The organism is Ureibacillus sp. FSL K6-2830 (genome assembly GCF_038004145.1).
Taxonomy (GTDB): Bacteria; Bacillota; Bacilli; order Bacillales_A; family Planococcaceae; genus Ureibacillus; species Ureibacillus thermosphaericus.
On the sequence record NZ_JBBOQR010000001.1, the window covers coordinates 2,890,668 to 2,913,665 of the forward strand.

The 22,998-nt window shown below is 34.4% G+C and carries 26 protein-coding genes; 21 read left to right on the forward strand and 5 right to left on the reverse strand.

Annotated elements, in window-relative coordinates:
* Positions 1–107: 107 nt before the first annotated feature.
* Both NSU17_RS14330 and NSU17_RS14335 read right to left on the reverse strand, forming a co-directional pair.
* A complete protein-coding gene (locus tag NSU17_RS14330; RefSeq protein ID WP_340436275.1) occupies positions 108–1,058 on the reverse strand; it encodes a TRM11 family SAM-dependent methyltransferase in 951 nt (316 codons plus the stop codon).
* A gap of 175 nt (positions 1,059–1,233) precedes the next feature.
* Complete coding sequence (locus NSU17_RS14335) at positions 1,234–1,413, reverse strand: small acid-soluble spore protein H (protein ID WP_016838461.1); 180 nt, start codon at positions 1,411–1,413, stop codon at positions 1,234–1,236.
* Between the two features lie 192 nt (positions 1,414–1,605).
* Between NSU17_RS14335 and NSU17_RS14340 the strand changes: the two genes are divergently transcribed.
* On the forward strand, positions 1,606–2,277 hold the full coding sequence (locus NSU17_RS14340; RefSeq protein ID WP_340705333.1) for a YqjF family protein: 672 nt from the start codon (positions 1,606–1,608) through the stop codon (positions 2,275–2,277).
* A gap of 83 nt (positions 2,278–2,360) precedes the next feature.
* Here the strand turns inward: NSU17_RS14340 and NSU17_RS14345 are convergent, their stop codons facing one another.
* Complete coding sequence (locus NSU17_RS14345) at positions 2,361–2,480, reverse strand: YjcZ family sporulation protein (protein ID WP_016838457.1); 120 nt, start codon at positions 2,478–2,480, stop codon at positions 2,361–2,363.
* A gap of 277 nt (positions 2,481–2,757) precedes the next feature.
* Between NSU17_RS14345 and NSU17_RS14350 the strand changes: the two genes are divergently transcribed.
* Both NSU17_RS14350 and NSU17_RS14355 read left to right on the forward strand, forming a co-directional pair.
* Positions 2,758–3,522: an SDR family oxidoreductase gene (locus NSU17_RS14350; RefSeq protein ID WP_016838455.1), complete on the forward strand. Its 765-nt coding sequence runs from the start codon at positions 2,758–2,760 to the stop codon at positions 3,520–3,522.
* Positions 3,523–3,740: 218 nt separating this feature from the next.
* Entirely contained in the window at positions 3,741–4,379 is a 639-nt protein-coding gene (locus NSU17_RS14355) for an HAD-IIIA family hydrolase (RefSeq protein ID WP_340436280.1), read from the forward strand.
* 30 nt (positions 4,380–4,409) lie between these two features.
* Here NSU17_RS14355 and NSU17_RS14360 read toward each other — a convergent pair whose 3' ends face one another.
* Positions 4,410–4,871: a branched-chain amino acid aminotransferase gene (locus NSU17_RS14360; protein ID WP_340705334.1), complete on the reverse strand. Its 462-nt coding sequence runs from the start codon at positions 4,869–4,871 to the stop codon at positions 4,410–4,412.
* Positions 4,872–5,037: 166 nt separating this feature from the next.
* Between NSU17_RS14360 and NSU17_RS14365 the strand changes: the two genes are divergently transcribed.
* The 3 genes from NSU17_RS14365 to NSU17_RS14375 all read left to right on the forward strand — a co-directional run bounded on the left by NSU17_RS14365 (position 5,038) and on the right by NSU17_RS14375 (position 6,968).
* On the forward strand, positions 5,038–5,472 hold the full coding sequence (locus NSU17_RS14365; RefSeq protein WP_096551399.1) for a DMT family transporter: 435 nt from the start codon (positions 5,038–5,040) through the stop codon (positions 5,470–5,472).
* 122 nt (positions 5,473–5,594) lie between these two features.
* Positions 5,595–6,593 carry an NADPH:quinone oxidoreductase family protein gene (locus tag NSU17_RS14370; protein ID WP_096551397.1) on the forward strand — a complete coding sequence of 333 codons (999 nt, stop codon included), beginning with the start codon at positions 5,595–5,597 and terminating at the stop codon, positions 6,591–6,593.
* Positions 6,594–6,779: 186 nt separating this feature from the next.
* Entirely contained in the window at positions 6,780–6,968 is a 189-nt protein-coding gene (locus NSU17_RS14375; RefSeq protein WP_016838445.1) for a hypothetical protein, read from the forward strand.
* Positions 6,969–7,121: 153 nt separating this feature from the next.
* On the opposite strand, the gene NSU17_RS14380 is transcribed toward NSU17_RS14375, so the two are convergent.
* On the reverse strand, positions 7,122–7,241 hold the full coding sequence (locus NSU17_RS14380; protein WP_340705335.1) for a YjcZ family sporulation protein: 120 nt from the start codon (positions 7,239–7,241) through the stop codon (positions 7,122–7,124).
* Positions 7,242–7,747: 506 nt separating this feature from the next.
* Here NSU17_RS14380 and NSU17_RS14385 point away from each other — a divergent pair.
* The 15 genes from NSU17_RS14385 to hemB all read left to right on the forward strand — a co-directional run bounded on the left by NSU17_RS14385 (position 7,748) and on the right by hemB (position 22,997).
* On the forward strand, positions 7,748–8,239 hold the full coding sequence (locus NSU17_RS14385) for a hypothetical protein (protein ID WP_340705336.1): 492 nt from the start codon (positions 7,748–7,750) through the stop codon (positions 8,237–8,239).
* A gap of 211 nt (positions 8,240–8,450) precedes the next feature.
* Entirely contained in the window at positions 8,451–8,870 is a 420-nt protein-coding gene (locus NSU17_RS14390; protein ID WP_096551391.1) for a universal stress protein, read from the forward strand.
* Positions 8,871–8,967: 97 nt separating this feature from the next.
* Positions 8,968–9,420, forward strand: coding sequence for a MaoC/PaaZ C-terminal domain-containing protein (locus NSU17_RS14395; RefSeq protein ID WP_340705337.1), 453 nt, complete (start codon positions 8,968–8,970; stop codon positions 9,418–9,420).
* 137 nt (positions 9,421–9,557) lie between these two features.
* Positions 9,558–9,650, forward strand: a complete 93-nt coding sequence (locus tag NSU17_RS14400) for a DnaA N-terminal domain-containing protein (RefSeq protein ID WP_340705338.1) — start codon at positions 9,558–9,560, stop codon at positions 9,648–9,650.
* 9 nt (positions 9,651–9,659) lie between these two features.
* Positions 9,660–9,950 carry a hypothetical protein gene (locus tag NSU17_RS14405; RefSeq protein WP_340705339.1) on the forward strand — a complete coding sequence of 97 codons (291 nt, stop codon included), beginning with the start codon at positions 9,660–9,662 and terminating at the stop codon, positions 9,948–9,950.
* Between the two features lie 652 nt (positions 9,951–10,602).
* Entirely contained in the window at positions 10,603–11,595 is a 993-nt protein-coding gene (locus NSU17_RS14410; protein WP_096551383.1) for a tetratricopeptide repeat protein, read from the forward strand.
* A gap of 108 nt (positions 11,596–11,703) precedes the next feature.
* Positions 11,704–12,996, forward strand: coding sequence for a trigger factor (gene tig, locus NSU17_RS14415; RefSeq protein WP_340705340.1), 1,293 nt, complete (start codon positions 11,704–11,706; stop codon positions 12,994–12,996).
* Between the two features lie 208 nt (positions 12,997–13,204).
* Positions 13,205–14,479 carry an ATP-dependent protease ATP-binding subunit ClpX gene (clpX, locus tag NSU17_RS14420; RefSeq protein WP_096551379.1) on the forward strand — a complete coding sequence of 425 codons (1,275 nt, stop codon included), beginning with the start codon at positions 13,205–13,207 and terminating at the stop codon, positions 14,477–14,479.
* 337 nt (positions 14,480–14,816) lie between these two features.
* The gene (lon, locus tag NSU17_RS14425) at positions 14,817–17,135 is read left to right on the forward strand and encodes an endopeptidase La (protein WP_340705341.1); all 2,319 of its coding nucleotides are present in this window, start codon (positions 14,817–14,819) and stop codon (positions 17,133–17,135) included.
* Positions 17,136–17,717 carry a ribosome biogenesis GTP-binding protein YihA/YsxC gene (gene yihA / locus NSU17_RS14430; protein WP_340705342.1) on the forward strand — a complete coding sequence of 194 codons (582 nt, stop codon included), beginning with the start codon at positions 17,136–17,138 and terminating at the stop codon, positions 17,715–17,717.
* A 312-nt stretch (positions 17,718–18,029) separates the two neighbouring features.
* Positions 18,030–19,391 (forward strand): glutamyl-tRNA reductase, encoded by a 1,362-nt coding sequence (hemA, locus tag NSU17_RS14435; RefSeq protein WP_340705343.1) that lies wholly within the window; start codon positions 18,030–18,032, stop codon positions 19,389–19,391.
* A 108-nt stretch (positions 19,392–19,499) separates the two neighbouring features.
* Positions 19,500–20,324 (forward strand): cytochrome c biogenesis protein CcsA, encoded by an 825-nt coding sequence (ccsA, locus tag NSU17_RS14440; RefSeq protein ID WP_340705344.1) that lies wholly within the window; start codon positions 19,500–19,502, stop codon positions 20,322–20,324.
* An 18-nt stretch (positions 20,325–20,342) separates the two neighbouring features.
* Positions 20,343–21,272 carry a hydroxymethylbilane synthase gene (gene hemC / locus NSU17_RS14445; protein ID WP_016838430.1) on the forward strand — a complete coding sequence of 310 codons (930 nt, stop codon included), beginning with the start codon at positions 20,343–20,345 and terminating at the stop codon, positions 21,270–21,272.
* Positions 21,265–22,017, forward strand: a complete 753-nt coding sequence (locus tag NSU17_RS14450) for a uroporphyrinogen-III synthase (RefSeq protein WP_340705345.1) — start codon at positions 21,265–21,267, stop codon at positions 22,015–22,017. Before hemC ends, NSU17_RS14450 begins: the two co-directional genes overlap by 8 nt.
* Positions 22,017–22,997: a porphobilinogen synthase gene (hemB, locus tag NSU17_RS14455; protein WP_096551369.1), complete on the forward strand. Its 981-nt coding sequence runs from the start codon at positions 22,017–22,019 to the stop codon at positions 22,995–22,997. The genes NSU17_RS14450 and hemB overlap by 1 nt, the downstream gene beginning before the upstream one ends.
* Position 22,998 lies beyond the last annotated feature (1 nt).

A 22,998-nucleotide genomic window follows, 5' to 3' on the forward strand; every position in this document is an offset into this window, starting at 1 on the left:
AATTAAATCATAAATCTAGTATTTCTTAATCATATTTTGCCAATATAAGAAAGATAATCATCATAAATAAACATTTTCATTAAGGATGAATCCCAAATGTAAAGAATTTATTCACACAATAAAATAAATCGAACAAAAGTTGATTTTTTTGCAACTGAGCGATCTATTATAGTAAATCCAGCTTTTTGCACTAAATCATCAATCGGTTTGATGGAGACAAATAAAACCCGGTCAGCAATGCGCCGTGCGTGTTGAATGATATCGTATTCTTGTTCTGGTGAAAGATGAGAATAAATATTATATGGTAAATCCACAATTGCTACATCGTAATAATCTTTTACATCTGCAATGGAGCCTTTTGTCACAGTCGTTTCGTATCCAAAATAGGCGATATTTTCCCTTGCTCCAACACAAACGAGCGGACTAATATCTCTTCCGACAATATCAATATTCATAGATAACGCTTCGATTAATACTGTTCCAATACCGCAACAAGGGTCAATAGCTCGAATGCCTTCTGGTTCGGGAATTGCGATGTTAACAATCGCTCGAGCCACTCTCGTGCTAAGAGCCGTTGAATAACTGTTCGGCTTATGTAAATGTTTACGCCAAATTGATTCAGCTTTTGTCGCTTTTCCAAAATACCAACATTCATTTATGTAAAGCAAACCAAAAATAACATCAGGTTGGTTTAAATCTGGTTCTCCATCAATAGCCTGTCCAATTTGCCTTTCAATTTTTCGTCTTTCAGGATGATGGATTTTCTTTGTATTTCCGATATCCATTTTGTTAAGACATACCACTTTGTAAGTAGAATCCGTAAATTTTATACCATTAATGATCTGTTTTAGTTCCTCAAAACTATGTGCCTTAACATACACTTCTAAGCAATCTTCTATAAAAGGGCTGCGGCTAGGATTGATTTTACGATCGGTGATAATAAAATTTTGTTCAGTATCAATTCCAAATAAAGAGCGCCTTTCCATTCGACAAAGCTCAAATTCGTCAGGATGGTAAACAAAAGTATAAATATATTTCGGTTGCTTAATCAATTTCATCTTCCTTTTGAAAATATGATAATAAAAAGAGACAGTCCATTTCGACCGTCTTGTTTGACATTCATTAAATATATCATATATTTTTTTAAAACGTAAAAGTAAGTTGTTTGCATTTGCGCCAATCATAAAAGTGCGCAACGGTTTTGCGCACTTTTACAATAATGAAAGAGGGATATCAATTTTCTAATAATTGTTCAACGGGTACTTCCTTTTCATTTTCCGGGTCATCTAAAGGATAAATACGGGCTGTTCCTTTCGTTTCATCAACATGCTGAATGTAGATGCGCTGTCCGTTATATAAAACATTTGCGATTGCACCTGATTCGGCGATTTCTTTTGCGCGTTGTAAATTCATGAAATAGCCTCCCGATTTCTCTATTCTAATATCATTATTGACAAGTTGAAAAATTTCATACTTTTCGCTTACTAGTCATAATTTCAATAAAAATTGAAAATATTATAGAAAAATCTATCGATGATTGAGGATGGATATGGGAGAAATTTATAATGCGAATAAAGATGTATTGCCAAAAAAATCCCTTGGTTGATGAAACAAACTTGGACTGATATTTTATTTCTTCACTACCCAGTAAAAAAAGATGTATTAGAAGCACACCTTCCTCCAAATCTTATGCTTGATACATTTGAAGGACAAGGTTGGGTTACGATTGTATCATACTTGACGAAGGCGATTGGCATTCGTGGCATACCATCTGTTCCAATGGGTAGAGGAATTCCAGGGTTGAATGTGCGAACGTATGTAAAAGCTGGAAATAAACCAGGTATCTATTTTTTTCAGTTGGCGATTCGTCATAGGGTAACTGCCAAATTGGCAAAGGTGTTGTTTCATTTACCGTATATATACTTGGAAATGTCGCTATTAAAATCAGAAAAGCAATTCCATTCTGAAAGCAGTAGAATCTATTCTTTACCATTCAAATGTCAATATAATGTTCATTCTCAAGCATCCCGTATGAAGCATGGAACGTTAGGCGAATGGTTATTGGAAAGATATTGCTTTTATACAACAAATCCACAAGGAAAATTACTTCGTTGTGATATTTATCATGAACCGTGGATCGTTCATGAAGTAGAGTTAATGGAAGTAGAACATAATAATTTATCAACAGTATTGAATAACAGTTCTAAAGCTATTAATCCAATTCCTCATTATTCAAAACAATTGAGTGTTCATGTATGGCCTCTTATTTCAATTTAAAAGCCCCAACAAAAATTTCGTTGGGACTTATTAACTTTCATCGTAGTGTCGATTTGGGACAGGTGGTGGTATAATCGGAAGAATTAATAGAATCCTTTGAATCCTGCTCCAACGATAATTAGTAAAACAAATAACACTACGAGTAAAGCGAAGCCATTGCAATATCCACCGCCATAGCCGTAGTTATCGTATTTGTAACCCATTCAACTCACCCCCTTCTAAATCTAATGTATGAATGGCTTTGAAAGAGGGTAAGTACATTTGTGTAGATAAAGAGAGATTTTTATCTTATTATTTTTAATTATTTTCTAGTGCTCAATGAATAAGTAAACAAGTATCAAAAGGAGAATTAATGGAAAATGTAAATAGTTTCATAAAATTTACAAATTTATTAATCGGCGGAGCTTGAATAACTTTTTTGTAAAAATAAAATGAAAATTAAGATGGGTGTTCAAAAAATGCAAAATCGGAGGGATGAAATTGAAATTACAAGATAAAGTAGCCATTGTGACAGGTGCAGCTTCAGGAATGGGAAAAGCGATTGCAGAGTTATATGCAAAAGAAGGAGCGAAAGTCATCTTAGCGGATTACAATTTAGAAGGAGCAAAGGCGGTTGAGGAAAGTATTGCAGAAAATGGTGGCACTTGTATCGCTGTAAAAGCAGATGTATCTCAATTAGAAGATGTTGAAAACATGGTCCAAACGGCAATTGATGAATATGGCACTTTAGATATTTTAGTTAATAATGCAGGGATAATGGATGGATTTGAACCTGTAGGAGAAATTACAGATGAAAAATGGGATCGCATTTTTGATATTAATTTAAAAGGTGTAATGCGTGCTATGCGTAAAGCTGTTAATTATTGGTTGGAACAAAACAAAGAAGGTGTGATTATCAATACGATTTCAACTGGGGGGTTAAATGGTGCTCATGCCGGTGCTGCCTATGTAGCATCAAAACATGCAGTTGTTGGATTAACGAAAAATGCTGGTTTTATGTATGCACATAAAGGAATACGTGTAAACGGAATAGCACCGGGAGCTGTTGAAACAAATATCGGTGCAAGCATTACGAACGTTAGTCAATTGGGGATGGAACGATCAGGATTAACTCATAAACTATCCCCACGTTCAGGAAAACCAGAAGAAATTGCTCAAGTTGCCCTTTTCTTAGCATCTAAAGATTCAAGTTTCATGAATGGAACAGTAGTAGTTGTGGATGGCGGTTGGACTTCGGCATTCTAAAGAAGGTTGAATCATTTTCCTATTCCACACTAGTCGTAAAAAATTTTTTCAGCTCTAATAAGCGAGTTTCTCCACATTTATAACCCACACCATTCATTGAAAATGGTGTGTTTTTTTGTTTCTTCATTTTGAATTTGGTATTGTTGTCCATATAAGAATGAATTGACTATCGGCAAAATTTAAATAAAAAGAAGCATATTAGAAAAGGGGATAGAAATGTGAGATACATTATTTTCGATTTTGATGGGACTCTTGCCAACTCTGCGGAAGTGTATGTGGATGCTTGGAATGCTTATGCAGAGAAATACAACTATTTGCCGTTAAAATTGGAGGATTTACAACAAATTCGACATCTTGACCATGCCAATAAAGCAAAAAAATATCAATTTCCAATGCATAAACTAACATTCATCTTACCAAAAATTTATCAATATTTTCATGAGCATATTCATGAAGTGAAGTTGTTTGATGGGGTAAAAGAAATGCTTGAATCCATATCTTCTATGGGATATACAATTGCTATTTTATCTTCAAATAAAAAGGAAAATATTGAAGCTATTTTAAAACGAGAACAAATTTCAACCGTTTCTGAAGTGATTTCTGCAAAAAAGCTGTTTGGAAAAGATCGTGCGATGAAAAAGTTTATGAAGCATCATCAAATTACACCTCAAAGTATACTTTATGTTGGAGATGAATTGCGAGATATTGAAGCGTGCAACAAAGTGGGAGTGCCTTTTATGTGGGTTAGTTGGGGATTGGATAGTTTTGAGCTTATCATGAAGGAGAATCCAACTTATGTAGTCCATACGCCTAAAGAAATTGTGGAGCAATTAAGTAAGTTAACAATTACTACATAAATAGAAAAACCTCCCTCAAAATAGGGAGGTTTATTCGCTTATTTCAATTTGCTGCACTAATTTTTGAATAAAGTCGCATGTCAAGAATAGGGCTTGTTCAATGGTCATATCTTCTTGAAACCCTTCAATAAAATTCAGCGGTAAGTTGATTTCCCATAATCCTTCATCACCAGCAAATAAAGCGCTATAGTTTTTTATCGAATTGGTATGTAAGTGTTGTTCTAAAAAATTTTTTATTGTTTTCGTATGTTTCTTTTGAACTTTTAATCCAAATAAGGCCATATAAGTGCCAAATACATCATCCACTTCCATGGAAATAGCATCTACTTTTATTTCATCAAATACAGGGGACTGAATATAAAGAAATTCATTTAAATGATTTTTGAAATAAGAAATCGATGTATTTAAAAAAGATGCCGATTCTTTTTTAAGGATTTCTTCCGTTTCTTTATCACAGCGTTCAATATATACTAGGCTTAAATCAATAGTCATTTTCTGTTACCTCCTTTATTCTTTTTCTAGTATAACCTACTTATAGGTGAAAATTCTTCTAAAGTATTATCGAGAAAGATTTATGAAGAACATATAACGTTACTTATAAATTTATATTTTTTTCATAAATATAATTTAGTAGGGTTATAGTAAAGGGGAATTCAATATGATTAAATTGGTTGTTGCATTGCTTGCAACTATAGGTGGAGCGGCAGTCGCAGTGCAAAGTAAAGTTAATGGAGGGTTAGGTAAGCAAGTAGGATTAATTGAAGGTTCTTTTATTTCTTTTTTGATTGGTACGCTTGTTTTATTTTTCTTTACTATCTTTTTCGGAAAAGGAAATATATTTGCTATTACAGAAGTACCGAAATGGCAATTAATCGGCGGAATTTTAGGCGCAATTTACGTATCGATTCTTATTTTTTCAGTCAATAAAATTGGTGTTACCTCCACATTAATGGCTGTTGTGTTAGGACAAATTATTATTGGTGCCATGATCGATCATTTTGGATTTTTTGGAGGAGAGACATATCCAATCACTGGTAAAAAAATTATAGCAATTTTGTTATTAATTTTTTCGCTTTATTTATTTAATAAATAAATCATAAAAAAATTTTAGTCATCTTTCTAATATAAAGGAATCGGACATATCCTTATAAAATCTAACATATTATGAAAATTGTTAATAAATATAAAATAGAATTGAAGAAAGGAGAAATAGAAATGTCGCAATTTAAAGCATTAGTTGTTGATAAGCAAGGTGAAGATGTAACTTTAAATATTCAACAATTGTCCATTGATGATTTGCCAAAAGGAGAAGTATTAATTCGAGTTCATTATTCAGGTGTAAATTATAAAGATAGCCTTGCGAGCATCCCGAATGGAAATATAGTGAAAAATTATCCTTTCGTACCTGGAATCGATTTATCAGGAGTTGTTGTCGCTTCAGAGGATTCTCGTTTTAAAGAAGGGGATGAAGTAATCGCAACAAGTTATGAAATTGGCGTTTCCCATTATGGAGGATATAGTGAGTATGCCCGTATTCCTGCTGATTGGGTTGTACCGCTTCCGAAAGGTCTTTCTTTAAAAGAAGCGATGATTATTGGAACTGCAGGTTTTACTGCTGCCTTGTCCATTTATCGACTTGAGAAAAACGGGCTAACACCTAATCAAGGAAAAGTGCTTGTGACTGGTGCGACAGGTGGCGTTGGTAGTTTTGCTGTAGCGATTTTATCAAAACTAGGATATGAAGTCGAAGCAAGTACTGGTAAGAAAACAGAACATGAATTTTTAAAAAGCCTAGGAGCCGCATCTGTACTCTCTAGAGAAGAAGTAGTAAGCAACGGAAGACCAAAATCTTTAGCAAAACAAAGATGGATTGCAGCAATCGATCCAGTTGGCGGGGAGTCACTTGCATCAATTTTGAGCCAAATTAAACTCGGTGGTCAAGTGGCGGTAAGCGGATTAACAGGTGGAGCTAGTTTACCAACGACTGTATTTCCATTTATATTAAGAGGTGTCGATCTTCTTGGCATTGATTCTGCCTATTGCGACTATAGTACGAGAAAAGAAGTTTGGAATCGTTTAGCGACAGATTATAAACCAAAAAATTTACAAGATTTTCTATATAAAGAAGTGACGTTAGAAGAGTTACCTGATGCTTTCCCAATTTTACTAAAAGGACAAGCAAAAGGAAGAATTTTAGTAAATATAAATTCATAAACACTAAAATATAGGCTGTCTTAAATTTGAATTTTTAAGGCAGCCTATATTTGTTGAAATTTGCCTAAACTTGTGGTCATATTTTATTAGAAATGTCTTTTTTTTTAATAAATTGCTTTCATGATTAACAAGCTTATAAATTATTAAAGTATAATAGCTACGTAGAGAGAAAGAGAGGTGGCGTAGTTGAATCGAATTCAAATTGTAAAACAGAAGATTCAATATTTGGATGAGGCTGAAGCAAAAAGTATTTTATTATTGATTTATGCAAAATTAGATAGTGCTATTCATTATGGAGATGAAGAACTGATAAAAGAAACGGCAACTGAGATCTTTGATATGTATGAAAATCTGCCTCATAAAATGTTAAATTAATGAAATTCCATTTTGAACCACTCGTTGTTCAAAATGGAATTTTTCTATACAAAAAAACGACCTAAAGATATGGCTTTAGGTCGTAAAAAAGAAAGATGTTAGTAAGGGGAATTTATGGCGGACAGTGAAAGTAAAGAGGATTTACTGAACTTATTAATATCCATGATTATAGCAAGATCCTACAATGATAAGAAGGATGAATAATACTACAAGTAAAACGAAATCACACTTGTTTCCGAAGAATCCTCCTACTGAGCTGTAGTTTGAAGACATATATTTTCACCCCCTTTATTCGTACTTAATGTATGGCAAAATTTCATTGCCGTGTGGTACAAATGCGGAATTATTGTAAGTGATAAAAATTTGAACGGCTTATCTAATTGCCATCATCAGTGACACATTTTTTTATTTCAATTGTATATTGCTTGAAGAATGAAGGGTTGATTGTTCGAAAAAACTATATACAAATGTGGCTTTGTAACGGAAGGAAGATGATGATGAATCGACGGGCGAAAGATGATAAAAAAAGAATAATTGAGTTTGAAAGAAATAATGAAAATAGTGACTTTTTTCATTATTCAATTATCCTCATTGGAATTTTTATTGTTATTAGCATGATTAAATTGATTATTTTTCAATAACAGTTCAATTGTGAGCATGATTATCATAAAATAAAATTAAAAAAATGTTCATTTATTTTTATACTTGTGTAAACGCTTACTTTTCAGTGTGTTGAAAAGGATTATAGGCAGGTGAACTCATTGCAAGAGGGTAAGGTTGTGAATTTTTTACAATATAAATACAATAAATTAATTGGCGAACTACGTGAATATCCAGATTGCTTTGAATACATCATCATCAAAAATTATGAAAATGCATTCAATTTTCAGCGTACTGAGTGCATACAAATGGATCGATGTTTTGTCCAAGTTATAAAATCTGGACCATCTTATGAAATGATTTCGTTTATTTTTTTTAAAGATGATTGGACAGTGTCTGAAATTCTACATTTTCTTTCTGAACATCGCATCGAAATGTTTCGCCCGATAACGGAACCTTTTGACATACAACATGTAAGTGAAATACTTGACGCAAAATTGTTTAATCAGCATCCTCTCGTTTTATATAAAAAGGGGAAAAGAAGCATTTGGTTGGATCCCAATATGTTAGACGAAGTGACAGAATTATATGAACAATACAATAAAATCAATTATACTGGACTAGCAACAGAAATCGACAAAGACAAATTTCATATAGACTACTCTGAATAATTCTTATAACGCAATAGGAAAGAGAGATTATACTTAAACCACGGTGCACCTTGCTTATATATTAGGGAGATGGTGTATTAATTTCATTAGTTATTTTTCTACTTTTTATTATAGTATTTTTTGATTATCCAACTACTTTAGGAAATAGTCATGAAATATTCATATAGTTTTTTACAACGATTTGCTATATTTACATAAAGGAGTGAAAAGAATGGCGGCAATTTATCAAAAAATAGCTGTTGCAGTAGATTTTTCAGAAGGTTCAAAAAGAGCGTTAAAACAAGCAATTGAAATGGCAAAAAGTTTTCAATCTACTTTGCTAATTATAAATGTAGTAGATACTAAATCCTTTGGCTCTGTTGCATCCTATGATTTAAAATACGCCGAAGAATTGAAAGAAAAGGCTAGGGAAGAATTAAACAAAATGAAATTAAATGCTGAACAAGATGGTGTAGCCAACGTGGAAATATTGGTAGAAGAAGGGGCTGCAAAAACGATTTTAACTAATGTTGAAGTCGATTTAATGGTTTGCGGTGCTACAGGATTAAATAAAATTGAAAAATGGTTGCTTGGTTCTGTGGCAGAACGCATTGTTCGTTATTCAAAATGTGATGTATTAATAGTCCGTTAATTCATGTTAAAACGATTTGTTGAATGTTCATGTTTTAAATTGTTCATGCATAAATTTAAATATTATACGATTATCTTCTTCATAAAGGAGAGAAATAATGTTAAACAAGCCATTCGAACAGTTTGAAATAGGCGAAACATGGACATCTAACGGGCGGACCATTACGGAAAGCGACCTTGTCAATTTTGCAGGAGTAAGCGGAGATTTTTTTCCGCTGCATATGGACTCAGAATATGCAAAGAATACGAGATTCAAACAACGGATTGCCCATGGTATGCTTGTATTATCCATAGGGACAGGCTTATTAGATATGAGCCCTAAGACAGTAGCTGCTTTTTACGGAATTGAAAAACTGAGATTTTTACAACCGACATTCATTGGGGATACAATCCATTTAGAATTAAGGGTAACCGATTTAGCTGATAAAGGTAATGGTACTGGCGTGGTCACGTTTCAACAAAAAATAAAAAAACAGACAGGTGCAACGGTGATTGCTGCTGAATACAAATTTCTTATCAATACTGAAGAGGCGTCTGAAAAGTCGTTTTAGACGTCCTTGTTTTATTTTCTGCAAACTTTATGTCATGTAAAAATATTTCTATAAATTATAGGTGTCCTGATTAATTTTTGCGAAAAATTGTAACAATGTGGACATACGTAATTTATTCGCAGAAAGGGATGGACTCGATGGAATTTTGGTCGGAAGTGTTGGAACGTATTCGTTGGAAAATTCCTAAAGCAAGCTATGATATGTGGTTTGCAAGAACGGAAGCAGAATAGAATGGGGACGTGTTATACATCCTAACAGAAAACCAAGTTTGTAAAGATTGGTTAAACAATCGCTATAAAAAATTTATAGCGCTTACAGTGGAAGAAATGACAGGGGAGAAAGTTCAAATACAAATTGTGAACAAAGATGCTAATGAACGAAAAATGAATTACAATCCCAAGGCTCCTTATGAAGAAATTAAAAACTTTATACTCCAACAAAATATCATGATTAATAGATTACAAAAAAGGGTCAGAGAGTTGGAAAAGAAAGTCGTCTATTTAGAAGAGGGAGATCGAATTGTGCGATAATTTCCTTTGAAAGTCGAATTGGTGAAGGGGGCGTCTGAAAAGTCATTTCAAGACGCCTCCTTTGCGGCTGTCGCTAGCGCTTAGCCTCAGATAAATTGCGGCTGTCGCTAGAGCTTTCGCCGCAGATAAATTGCGGCTGTCGCTAGAGCTTTCGCCGCAGATAAATTGCGGCTGTCGCTAGTGCTTTCGCCGCAGATAAATTGCGGCTGTCGCACATGCTTTCGCTCTCCTGTATGATTGGACAATGTTTGATAATAAGCAATCATACCATTATTCCCCAAACAATTGTCCAAATAGCAAATATTTCGCCATAGTGTAATGGTTCATCTTTTGGATTTTTCCCTAAAATTCCACTATAATGCAACTTCAATTGATTTTCCGTATTAGTGTGAATAAATGGAAAAAATCTATACAAAGCAGATTGTGCAATTAGATTCTAAAAATACTGCTATAATAATCACAATTGAGTTGGTAATGAATAATATTTATAGGGAATTTCCAAAAAAAACGTATTAATAGTGATGGCCGTTATAATTTTTTACTATAATAAGAATTGAATTGTTATAACTTACAATAATGGGAATGATGTTAGTAAAAAGCAAGTAAGTAGTAAGTTACGAATTATTTTGTATTGCATCATGGAGTGAAAAAAGTGAAAAATAAAAAAACTTCATATACGGCTTATGAAAATGTTGTCGTATTTCCAGGAACAGTAGAACGTCTCATTTTAGAAGCACAAAAATATATTAAAAAAAATCAATTTGAAACTGCGAATCAATATTTTGAAGAAGCTTTGAAATATACTGATGGCGATGAGTACGTATTGAGTTTATATGCTTATTCTTTATATGAAGCAAAATCTTATCTAAAAGCTAAAGAAGTATGTGAAAAGTTACTCAATATCGGACCAACGATGTATTTTGAAGTAATGGAATTATATTTAACCGTTTGTATGCAATTAAAGGAATATAAAAAAGTTGAAAAAATTATTACTTCACTATTGGAAGAAGAAGCGATTCCAACTGATAAAATCGACCAATTTAATAGGTTGAAAGAATTAAATGCGAATATTATTGAAAAAATGAATAAGCAAGATGATTTCACGATGATTGTCAAACAGCTAGAACCTGAACTCTATGAATTAGATGCTTTTTTATCTTTTTCTCATGCTGAGCAGGTGAATAAGTTGCATGAATTATCCCTTGCAAACATTAGACCAATCATCGTTCACTTAAAAAATATTGTTGAAAGTCACCGTACACATCCTTTTGTTAAAAGTCTTATTCTTATATTAATGAATGAGCAAAATATTGATATTGAATTAAAGATACGTAAATTTGACCGGATGATTGTGGTAAACCCATCAAAAATTGGGTTGCCAACAGAGTTATCACAATATAAAATGATTTCAAATATAGTTAGTGAAAAACTGCAACAAGAACCATCCGTTTTAGAAATGGTTGAATATTTAATTGCAAAACATGCAATTGTAACGTATCCTTTTGAGTGGTTGGATTTTCAATCAAATGAAGTAGCAGAATGTTATATCGATTTTGTATATCAGTTGTTTGGACAAGATAGTGAATTTAATCAAGAAATCTATCAGTTCATTCAAGAATTGGAAAAGCTATCAGAACTACAATAAGCATGAAAAATGTTGAAACTAGAGCTACTTATGATATACTAAAATGGTTGTCAAAATCGTATAAACAAATGCTTAAAATTTGTAATTTATTTTTGGAGGTATTACTATATGTCAGCAAAATGGGAAAAAAAAGATGGGAATACTGGAGTATTAACAATTGAAGTTCCTGCTGAGGAAGTAAATAAAGCATTGGATCAAGCGTTCAAAAAAGTTGTAAACCAAATTACAGTGCCAGGGTTCCGTAAAGGAAAAGTACCACGTCAAATTTTTGAAAAACGTTTTGGTGTAGAAGCATTATATCAAGATGCTTTAGAAATAATTATACCAGAAGCATATTCAAAAGCTGTTGATGAAACAGGTATCTTCCCAGTAGATTATCCTGAAATTGGCGATTTTGATAGTTTTGAAAAAGGTAAAGATTTTACATTTACTGCAACTGTAACTGTTAAACCTGAACCAAAACTAGGTGAATATAAAGGTTTAGAAGTGAAAAAATTAAGCACTGAAGTTACAGATGAAGAAGTGGAAGAACAAATCCAAAACTTATTAAACCGCAAAGCAGAATATGAAATTAAAGAAGATGAACCAATCGTTGAAGGCGATATTGCTGTAATCGACTTCGAAGGTTTCCTTGGCGATGAAGCATTTGAAGGCGGAGAAGGGGAAGACTATCCTTTAGAAATCGGTTCTGGCCAATTCATCCCTGGCTTTGAAGAACAATTAGTTGGCTTAAAAGCTGGCGAATCTAAAGACATCCAAGTAACATTCCCTGAAGAATATCATGCGGAAGAACTTGCTGGCAAAGATGCAACTTTCAAAGTAACTGTAAAAGAAGTAAAAACAAAAGTATTGCCAGAATTAAACGATGAATTTGCAAAAGAAGCAGATCCAGAAGTTGAATCTGTTGAAGAATTGCGCAACAAAATAAAAGAACAATTAGCTGAACAAAAGAAAAATGAAGCAGAAAGCACACTTCGCGATGAATTAGTGGAAAAAGCGGCTGAGAATGCTGAAATGGAAATTCCAGAAGCAATGATCCACAACGAAATTCACCGTATGATTGATGAATTTGCTCAACGCCTACAAATGCAAGGAATATCTTTAGACCTTTATTATCAATTCTCTGGTCAAACAGAGGAAGACTTGCATGAACAATTCAGAGAAGATGCTGAAACTCGCGTGCGCATTTCATTAACACTAGAAGCAATCGCTAAAGCTGAAAACATCGAAGTAACACAAGAAGATATCGATCAAGAACTTGAAAAAATGGCTGAACAATTCAAAATGGACAAAGAAAAAATTATTACTGCTTTAGGCGGAACTACTGAAATGTTAGAAAATGATATTCGCAATCAAAAAACTGTAGAATTCTTAGTTGAGAATGCGAAAATTACTGAATAATTTATTCTTTCCTCATAAGGATTGTAATTAATTGAATAGTTCCAATAACAAGGTACGGCATATACCACCGTGCCTTGTTTTATACCAATGACTAAATAATTTTTGCATACATAAGCTATACAAAATATTCCATTAGCTTTGGAAACTTCTTATTTGCTAATGTGCTCAATATCCTGTAAGATTGTTGCTTGAATAGGGGTGAAGCAAATTGTTTAAATTTAATGATGAAAAAGGTAATTTAAAGTGTTCTTTCTGTGGTAAGCCACAAGAACAAGTGCGAAAATTAGTAGCTGGACCTGGTGTTTATATTTGTGATGAATGTATCGAGCTATGTTCCGAAATCGTTGTTGAGGAATTAGGTACAGAAGAGGAAATCGATTTTCAAGATGTTCCAAAGCCAAAGGAAATTTTAAGCATCTTAGATGAATACGTTATTGGACAAGAGCGAGCTAAAAAAGCTCTTGCTGTTGCAGTATATAACCACTACAAGCGAATCAATTCAAATAGTAAATTAGATGATGTGGAACTATCAAAATCCAATATTATTTTAATTGGACCAACTGGTAGTGGGAAAACTTTACTTGCTCAAACTTTAGCAAGAATTTTAAATGTGCCATTTGCGATTGCCGATGCCACTTCATTAACCGAGGCTGGTTATGTTGGTGAAGACGTAGAAAACATCCTGTTAAAACTAATCCAAGCTGCTGACTATGACATTGAGCGAGCAGAAAAAGGGATTATTTATATAGATGAAATCGATAAAATTGCACGAAAATCGGAGAACCCTTCCATCACACGAGACGTATCTGGAGAAGGGGTGCAACAGGCATTATTAAAAATTTTAGAAGGTACAGTAGCTAGCGTTCCTCCTCAAGGTGGTCGTAAACATCCACATCAAGAGTTTTTACAGATTGATACAACAAATATTTTATTTATCGTTGGTGGAGCCTTCGATGGTATCGAAAGCATTATTAAACGTCGATTAGGTCAAAAAGTGATTGGCTTTGGTTCCGACATGAAAAATAAAAATGTGGAAAGCGAATCTTTACTTTCCCAATTAATTCCAGAAGACTTATTGAAATTTGGTTTAATTCCGGAATTTATTGGTCGCTTACCAGTCATTGCTTCACTTGAACAGTTAAATGAAGAAGCGCTCGTAAGAATTTTGACAGAGCCAAAAAATGCATTAGTGAAACAATATCAAAAAATGCTCGAATTTGATAATGTGGAATTAGAATTTGAAGAGGAAGCACTTCGAGCGATTGCGAAGGAAGCGATTGAAAGAAAAACAGGTGCCCGTGGACTTCGTTCCATCATTGAAAATACGATGCTTGATATGATGTATGAATTGCCATCACGCGATGATATCGTGAAATGTATTATTACAAAAGAAACGATTACGGACAAAGCGCAACCAAAATTAATTTTAAAAGACGGTACAGAATTAAAAGATTTGAAGGACAATAAAAAAACTTCCGCATAAAGTAGTTACAAGTAACAGTAATAATGACCATTAAAATAAAGAGCTGACTGCGAATTTGCTTATGCATATCTCGTTAGTCAGCTCTTTGTAACAAATATCAGAATTACATATTTTTACAAATACTTACAAATCATTTTATTGAGCGTCAAATTGTTCAAAATAACATTTTACCGGGAATAATAATTGATGTAACAGAGAATAGTAAATGCTGTTATGAAAGATTAAATTTATCGAAATTGCTATGTAAAACCAAGTGAAATGTTTTTAATTTTTCACATACTAAATTTGCCTAGAAGCGGGTGCATTCTTTAGTATCAAATGGAGGTGAATAACCCGCATGACTGAATTAAAGAAAAATGTACCACTACTTCCTTTGCGTGGACTGCTCGTATTTCCTTCAATGGTATTACATATCGATGTTGGTAGGAAACGTTCGGTCGCTGCATTAGAACATGCCATGATGAATGATAATAAAATCTTCCTAACGACGCAAAAGGATTTGCGGGTAGAAAAACCTGAAAAAGAAGATTTGTATATGATTGGGACTTATGTCTCTGTAAAACAAATGTTGAAATTACCGAACGGCACGTATCGCATTTTAGTGGAAGGCATTTGTCGAGGGAAAATTGTTCATTACCAAGAAAACGATGATTTTACAACTGTAGATATTGAATTGCATGAAGATTCGAAAGAAAAAGACGTGGAAATGGAAGCGTTAATGCGCACAGTAGTTAATTATTTTGAAAAGTATGCGAAATCTTCAAATAAAATTACTGCTGAAACAATTGAATCTGTTTTAGACATCGAGGAACCAGGAAGACTAGCAGATATTATCGCTTCCCACTTACCATTTAAAATTTCTGAGAAACAAGAAGTATTAAGCATTTTCAATATTAAGAAAAGATTAGACCACTTAATGATTCGCTTGCATGATGAACAAGAAGTATTAAATTTAGAGAAGAAAATCAATACAAAAGTAAAGCAAGCGATGGAACGTACTCAAAAAGAATATTATTTACGCGAACAAATGAAAGCGATTCAAGCCGAGCTTGGAGATCGAGAAGGGAAAACAGGAGAAGTTGCTGATCTTCGTAAACGTGTTGAAGAATCCGGAATGCCTGAATCCACACAAAAAGTGGCACTAAAAGAGCTTGAACGCTATGAAAAATTACCGGCTGCCAGCGCAGAAAGCGGCGTCATTCGAAACTATATCGAATGGTTAGTCACAATTCCGTGGAAAGAAAAAACAGAAGATCGACTTGATGTTAATTTGGCAGAAGAAATTCTAAATCGCGATCATGATGGACTGGAGAAAGTAAAAGAGCGCATTTTAGAGTATTTATCTGTACGCCAATTAAAAAATTCCATTCGTGGACCAATTTTATGTTTAGTGGGACCACCTGGGGTAGGGAAAACCTCTCTAGCAAAATCGATAGCGGAGAGTTTAAATCGTAAATTTGTTCGCATTTCTCTTGGTGGTGTACGTGATGAGTCTGAGATTCGCGGACATAGACGCACTTACGTTGGAGCGATGCCTGGTCGTATCATACAAGGAATGAAAAAAGCTGGTACAATTAACCCTGTGTTCTTATTGGATGAAATTGATAAAATGTCCAATGATTTCAAAGGTGATCCTTCAGCAGCTATGCTTGAAGTATTGGATCCTGAGCAAAATCATACTTTTAGCGATCATTACATCGAAGAACCTTATGATTTATCGCAAGTAATGTTTATTGCTACAGCGAATGATTTAAGCACAATTCCAGGACCACTATTAGATCGTATGGAAGTAATATCGATTGCTGGATATACAGAGATTGAAAAAATCAAAATCGCTAAGAATCATCTTATTCCAAAACAACTTGATGAAAACGGTTTGAAAAAATCACAACTTATCTTTAAAGATGAAGCGATTGTTGATTTAATTCGATACTATACGAGAGAAGCTGGCGTTCGTGGTCTTCAACGTCAGATTGCTGCAGTTTGCCGAAAAGTGGCAAAAGTCATTGTTTCTGGCGAAAGAAAACGGGTTACTGTCAATTCGAAAACATTGATTGAAATGCTTGGTAAACATCGATTCCATTACGGTCAAGCGGAAACGGAAAACCAAGTTGGTGTAGCGACAGGATTGGCTTACACATCCGTTGGTGGTGATACACTTCAAATTGAAGTATCTTTAACACCTGGTAAAGGAAAACTGATTTTAACAGGTAAGCTTGGAGATGTGATGAAGGAATCTGCTCAAACTGCTCTTTCTTACGTTCGTTCTTTATCCAAACGCCTCAATTTGGATGCGGATTATTTTGAACAACATGATATTCATATACACGTACCTGAAGGAGCAGTACCAAAAGACGGTCCGTCAGCGGGAATTACTATTGCAACAGCACTTGTATCAGCCATTTCCAATAAACCTATCAAAAAAGAAGTCGGAATGACTGGAGAAATTACATTGCGAGGGCGAGTGCTTCCAATCGGAGGACTGAAAGAAAAATCGTTAGGAGCTCATCGTGCAGGATTAAAAATTATCATCATTCCTCAAGACAACGAGCGAGATATTGACGATATTCCTGAAGCAGTTCGAGAAGAATTAGTATTTAAACCGGTTAGATCGGCAGAAGAAGTGTTGAATATCGCCCTTGTTGGAGGTTTTTAAATGAAAGTTCGTCATGCGGAAATGGTAATTAGTGCTGTCAGACCGGAACAATATCCAGACGACGGTCTACCTGAATTTGCTTTGGCGGGCCGTTCAAATGTTGGAAAATCTTCATTCATCAATAAGATGATTAATCGAAAATCCCTTGCTCGTACGTCATCAAAGCCTGGTAAAACACAAACGTTAAATTTTTATAAAATCGAAAATCAATTGTTTTTTGTGGACGTTCCAGGCTATGGTTACGCCAAAGTGTCTAAGAAAGAGCGGGAAGCTTGGGGGAAAATGATTGAAAAATACCTTACTGGTCGAAGCGTATTACAGGCTGTTATTTTAATTGTTGATTTGCGCCATCCTCCTACTGCAGACGATCAAATGATGTATGATTTTTTAAAACATTACAATATTCCTGCGATTGTAGTTGCAACGAAAGCAGATAAAATTCCAAGAGGCAAGTGGGATAAACATAAAAAAGTGGTAAGAGAAACATTAGAAATGGAAAAAGGAGATCCAATCATCCTGTTTTCTGCGGAAACGGGAGTAGGAGTGGAAGAAACATGGACTGAAATACAAAAGTTCATGTGATTCCATACATAATTGAAAATGTTTATGAAGCTTATGAAACAGTAAGAACTTCCAATTTTATAAAGGTTGACCTAGCATCCTATAGGTCAACCTTTTATATATGTTCAAGAAGAGTAAATTGTCGGAATTTGTTGAATACTATGTATAAAGGTTATTATATTGAAACAGGAATCAAATTTTGTTATTCTTATATTAGAATTATTTTAAAGTAAAAAATCTTATTTCATAACTTTTTCATAATTAGCGTTTAGATAGCGCTTTCTTTATGTTAGAATAGAGGTTATGAAATAGTTCGTGAGAGGTGTTAAGTTCATGCACACACTAGTTGTAGGCTTGAATTATAGAACTGCGCCAGTCGAAATTCGTGAAAAGTTGTCGTTCATTGAAAGTGAATTACCACAAGCGATGGCTGCGTTAAAAAAAGAAAAAAGCATATTAGAAGATGTAATCGTGTCTACTTGCAATAGAACGGAAATCTATGCGGTAGTTGATCAGCTGCATACAGGACGTTATTATATAAAACGTTTTTTATCCAACTGGTTTAACATTCCGATTGAGGAATTTGAGAGCTATTTATTTATTCGTGAAAATGATCAATCGTTAGTACACTTATTCCGAGTAACTGCAGGAATCGATTCGATGGTATTGGGAGAAACTCAAATTCTTGGACAAGTCAAGAAAAGCTTTTTAGAGGCACAAGAAATTGGTTCGACGGGTACGATTTTTAACCGCTTGTTTAAACAAGCAATTACTTTTGCGAAAAAAGCTCATAAAGAAACGACGATTAACGAAAATGCCGTTTCAGTATCTTATGCTGCGGTTGAACTGGCAAAGAAAATATTTGGTTCCCTAAAAAATAAACATGTATCGATTTTAGGCGCTGGTAAAATGGGCGAGCTTGCTATGGAAAATCTGTATGGAAGCGGCGTTGGAAAAGTAACGGTATTAAATCGTACTTTTGAAAAAGCGGTGTCTTTAGCTGAAAAATTTGAAGGACATGCTAAATCGATTAAGGAATTGCAATGTACTTTGCTTGATACAGATATTTTAATTACATCAACAGGTTCAACAACGTATGTAATTGATTATGAACTAATGCAGTTTGTAGAGCGTTTACGCAAAGGAAAACCTTTGTTTTTAGTTGATATCGCAGTTCCACGAGATATCGATCCTAAAGTAGGCGAATTACCTAACATATTCTTATATGATATTGATGACTTACAGGGAATTGTAGAAGCGAATTTAGCAGAACGAAAACAGGCCGCTCAACAAATTGAAAAAATGATTGAACAAGAAATTGTTGAATTTAAAGATTGGGTTGCAACGCTTGGAGTAGTACCGGTTATTGCGGCATTGCGCAAAAAAGCAAATATGATTCAACAAGAAACGATGAAAAGTATTGAAAATAAAATGCCAAATCTAACTGAACGGGAACGTAAAATTTTAAATAAACATACGAAATCCATCATCAATCAATTGTTAAAAGAACCAATTCTTCAAGCGAAGGAAATTGCTAACTCTCCAAAAGCCAATCAAAAACTTCATTTGTATCAACAAATTTTTGGAATTGAAGAATTAGTTCAAGAAGAAATTCAGAATCAACAATTGAAGTTAGAAGCTGAAGAAGAACGAATTCAAGACGGAATTGAACATCAACCAAAATTATCATTTTAAGTAAGAATTTTGAGGCGTTTTCGTATCGATGTGGTAAACTAATGATACGGAAGCGCTTTTGTTTTATATTTTAATCATAATGACGTATAAGATGGAGAAGGGTTTCGTATGACTGAAGTGATGAGTAACCTTTACCAAATAATGGTTATACTATATGCGATAAGTATAATGTTTTATTTTGTCGATTATTTTTATAAAAAAGAAATCATTCGTAGAACTGCATTTTGGTTAGTATCCATTGTTTGGATATTGCAAACAGCTTTTATCGTATTAAGCGTGTTGGAGACTAAACGATTCCCTATATTATCGCTTTCTGAAGGGATTTATTTTTATGCTTGGTTACTTGTAACGTTGTCAATCTTCTTGCATTGCATAGCAAGAACAGATTTACCGGTGTTTTTTATTAATATACTCGGATTTATTTTTATGACAATTCGACTGTTTGCACCAAATAATTTGAATCCAGTATTAAAAACCATGGAATCTGAAATGCTGTTTATACATATTGGTTTTGCCATTTTATCGTATGCAGCATTTTCCCTTTCATTTGTCTTTTCAGTGCTATACTTAATTTTATACCACCTATTAAAAAAGAAAAAATATACAAAACTTTGGTCTCGTTTACCCTCCTTATCTCAAATGGCGACTTGGATGAATTATTCAATCATTATTGGCCTTCCAATCATGGTGATTAGTTTGCTATTAGGACTAGAATCGGCATTTATGAAAGTGGAGGGAGCAATTTCGTTTTTTGATGCAAAAATCATCGGTTCTTTCATAGTGCTTGTCATATATGTAGCTATCATCATGTTAAAGCAGCGAGGAATAATTACGGGACTGTCATTTGCTTGGACTCAAGTTTATGCTTATTTCGTTGTACTCATTAATTTCTTTTTGGGAAGTAAGCTATCCCAATTTCATTTATGGTATTAGCAGAAAGGTAGGTTCATCATGAGAAAAATTATTGTAGGTTCTCGAAAAAGTAAATTAGCATTAACCCAAACAAATTGGTTTATTAACGAATGTAAAAAAGCTGGTTTTCCTTTTGAATTCGAAATTAAAGAAATTGTCACTAAAGGTGATAAAATATTAGACGTTCAATTATCAAAGGTAGGAGGAAAAGGATTATTCGTAAAAGAGATTGAAAAAGCATTGTTAGATAAAGAAATTGATTTTGCGGTGCATTCGATGAAAGATATGCCAGCAGTATTACCGGATGGTTTAACAGTCGGCTGTATTCCGTTCCGCGAAGACCCTCGTGATGCCCTTATTTCAAAAAATCATATTAAGTTCAATGATTTACCAGAAGGGGCAGTTGTAGGGACAAGTTCTTTACGACGCAGTGCTCAACTATTACAAGTGAGACCAGACCTTGAAATCAAATGGATTCGAGGAAATATCGATACTCGATTGAAAAAACTTGAGACGGAAGGTTATGATGCGATTATTCTTGCTGCAGCAGGGTTAAAACGTATGGGATGGTCAAGCGAAGTTGTAACAGAATATTTGGATGTTGACATTTGCTTACCGGCTGTTGCTCAAGGAGCATTAGGAATTGAATGTCGTGAAGATGATGAAGAACTTTTAACAGAACTAGCGAAATTAACAGATAATAACACTAAGAAAGCGGTAACTGCTGAGCGGACGTTTTTAGCTGCGATGGATGGAGGTTGTCAAGTACCGATTGCAGGATATGCAACGGTTGATGGAGATGTCATCACAATGACGGGACTTGTGGCATCACCTGATGGAGCGATTTGTTACAAAGAAACAATTCAAGGAAATGACCCGGTAGAAATTGGAAATAAACTTGCTCAACTTTTAACTGATCAAGGTGCTTATGATTTAATCGCTAAGGTGAAGGCGGAGAACAATGCATAAACCTTTGGAAGGAAAAACGATAATCCTAACTGGTTCAAAAAAAACGTTGTCTATTATAGACGAAATCGATCAGCTTGGGGGAGAAGCGGTAGTTTGTCCGCTCATACAAACTGAAGAAGTAATTAGTATAGAGGACAAAGAGCGACTATTTTCTTGCCTAAACTATGACTGGCTTATTTTTACGAGTCAAAATGGTGTTGAGTTTTTTTATAAAAAAATAGAACGTCATCATTTTAACTTGGCACATTTTTCTAGTAAAATTGCTGCTGTAGGAGAAAAGACGGCCAAACTGTTAGAACAATATGGCTTTACGGTTCATTTCATGCCTACTATTTTCAGCGCTGATACATTTGTAAAAGAATTCCCTTTTGTAAGTGGTACGTCACCAAAATGTTTATTTATTAGAGGGGAATTAGCAAAGGGCACCATAAAGAAAGGGCTGCCATTTCATATCGACGAATGGACGGTATATAAAACGATTGAAAATAGAAAATCCATTGAAACGCTAGTAAAGACGATTCAAACGAATAATGATCCAATTGTTATTTTTGCCAGTCCGTCAGCGGTAGATTGTTTCAATAAATTTGCAGTTTCACAAGTAGGATGGAACCAAATGAAAATCGCTTGCATTGGTCACATAACTAAAGGTGCCGTTGAAAAATATGGTGCCGTTGTTACATATTTTCCGAAGAAATATACGATGCAATCAGTTATTGAAGCGATTATAAAAGGAGAGGAATCATAATGTCACAATTTGAATTCAGAAGACATCGTAGATTACGTGCAAACGCTACAATTCGTTCTATGGTAAGAGAAAACCATTTACACAAAGAAGATTTAATTTACCCTATTTTCGTGATTGAGGGCGAAAACATTAAAAATCCAGTAAAATCTATGCCAGGTGTCTACCAACTTTCTTTGGATAATTTAGATGCTGAGATTGATGAAGTGGTATCACTTGGAATCCCATCAGTGATTTTATTCGGAATTCCTGCTGATAAAGATGCACAAGGAACAGGTGCTTTTCATGACCATGGAATTGTGCAAAAAGCGACTCAACAAATTAAAGAGAGATATCCTCAATTGATGGTCATTGCAGATACATGTTTATGTGAATTTACTGATCATGGTCACTGTGGTTTAGTGGAAGGGGACAAAATTTTGAATGACCCATCCCTTGATATATTAGCTCGCACAGCTGTTTCTCAAGCGAAAGCAGGAGCTGATATCATTGCACCTTCCAATATGATGGATGGGTTTGTAGTGGCCATTCGCCATGCTTTAGATGAAGCTGGATTCCAAGATGTTCCAATCATGTCCTATGCTGTAAAATATGCTTCAAGCTATTACGGACCATTCCGTGAAGCAGCGGAAGGAGCACCGAAATTTGGCGACCGCAAAACATATCAAATGGATCCAGCCAATCGTTTAGAAGCGTTCCGTGAAGCTGAATCCGACATTGAAGAAGGAGCTGATTTCTTAATCGTTAAACCAGCTCTAGCTTACATGGATATTATTCGAGATGTGAAAAACAATTTCCCAGTTCCAGTAGTTGCATACAACGTATCTGGAGAATATGCGATGGTGAAAGCAGCAGCACAAAACGGCTGGATTGATGAAAAGTCTGTTGTGTTAGAAACTTTACTTGGAATGAAGCGTGCGGGTGCTGACTTAATCATTACTTATCATGCTAAAGATGTAGCTCGTTGGTTGGAGGAGAAGTAAA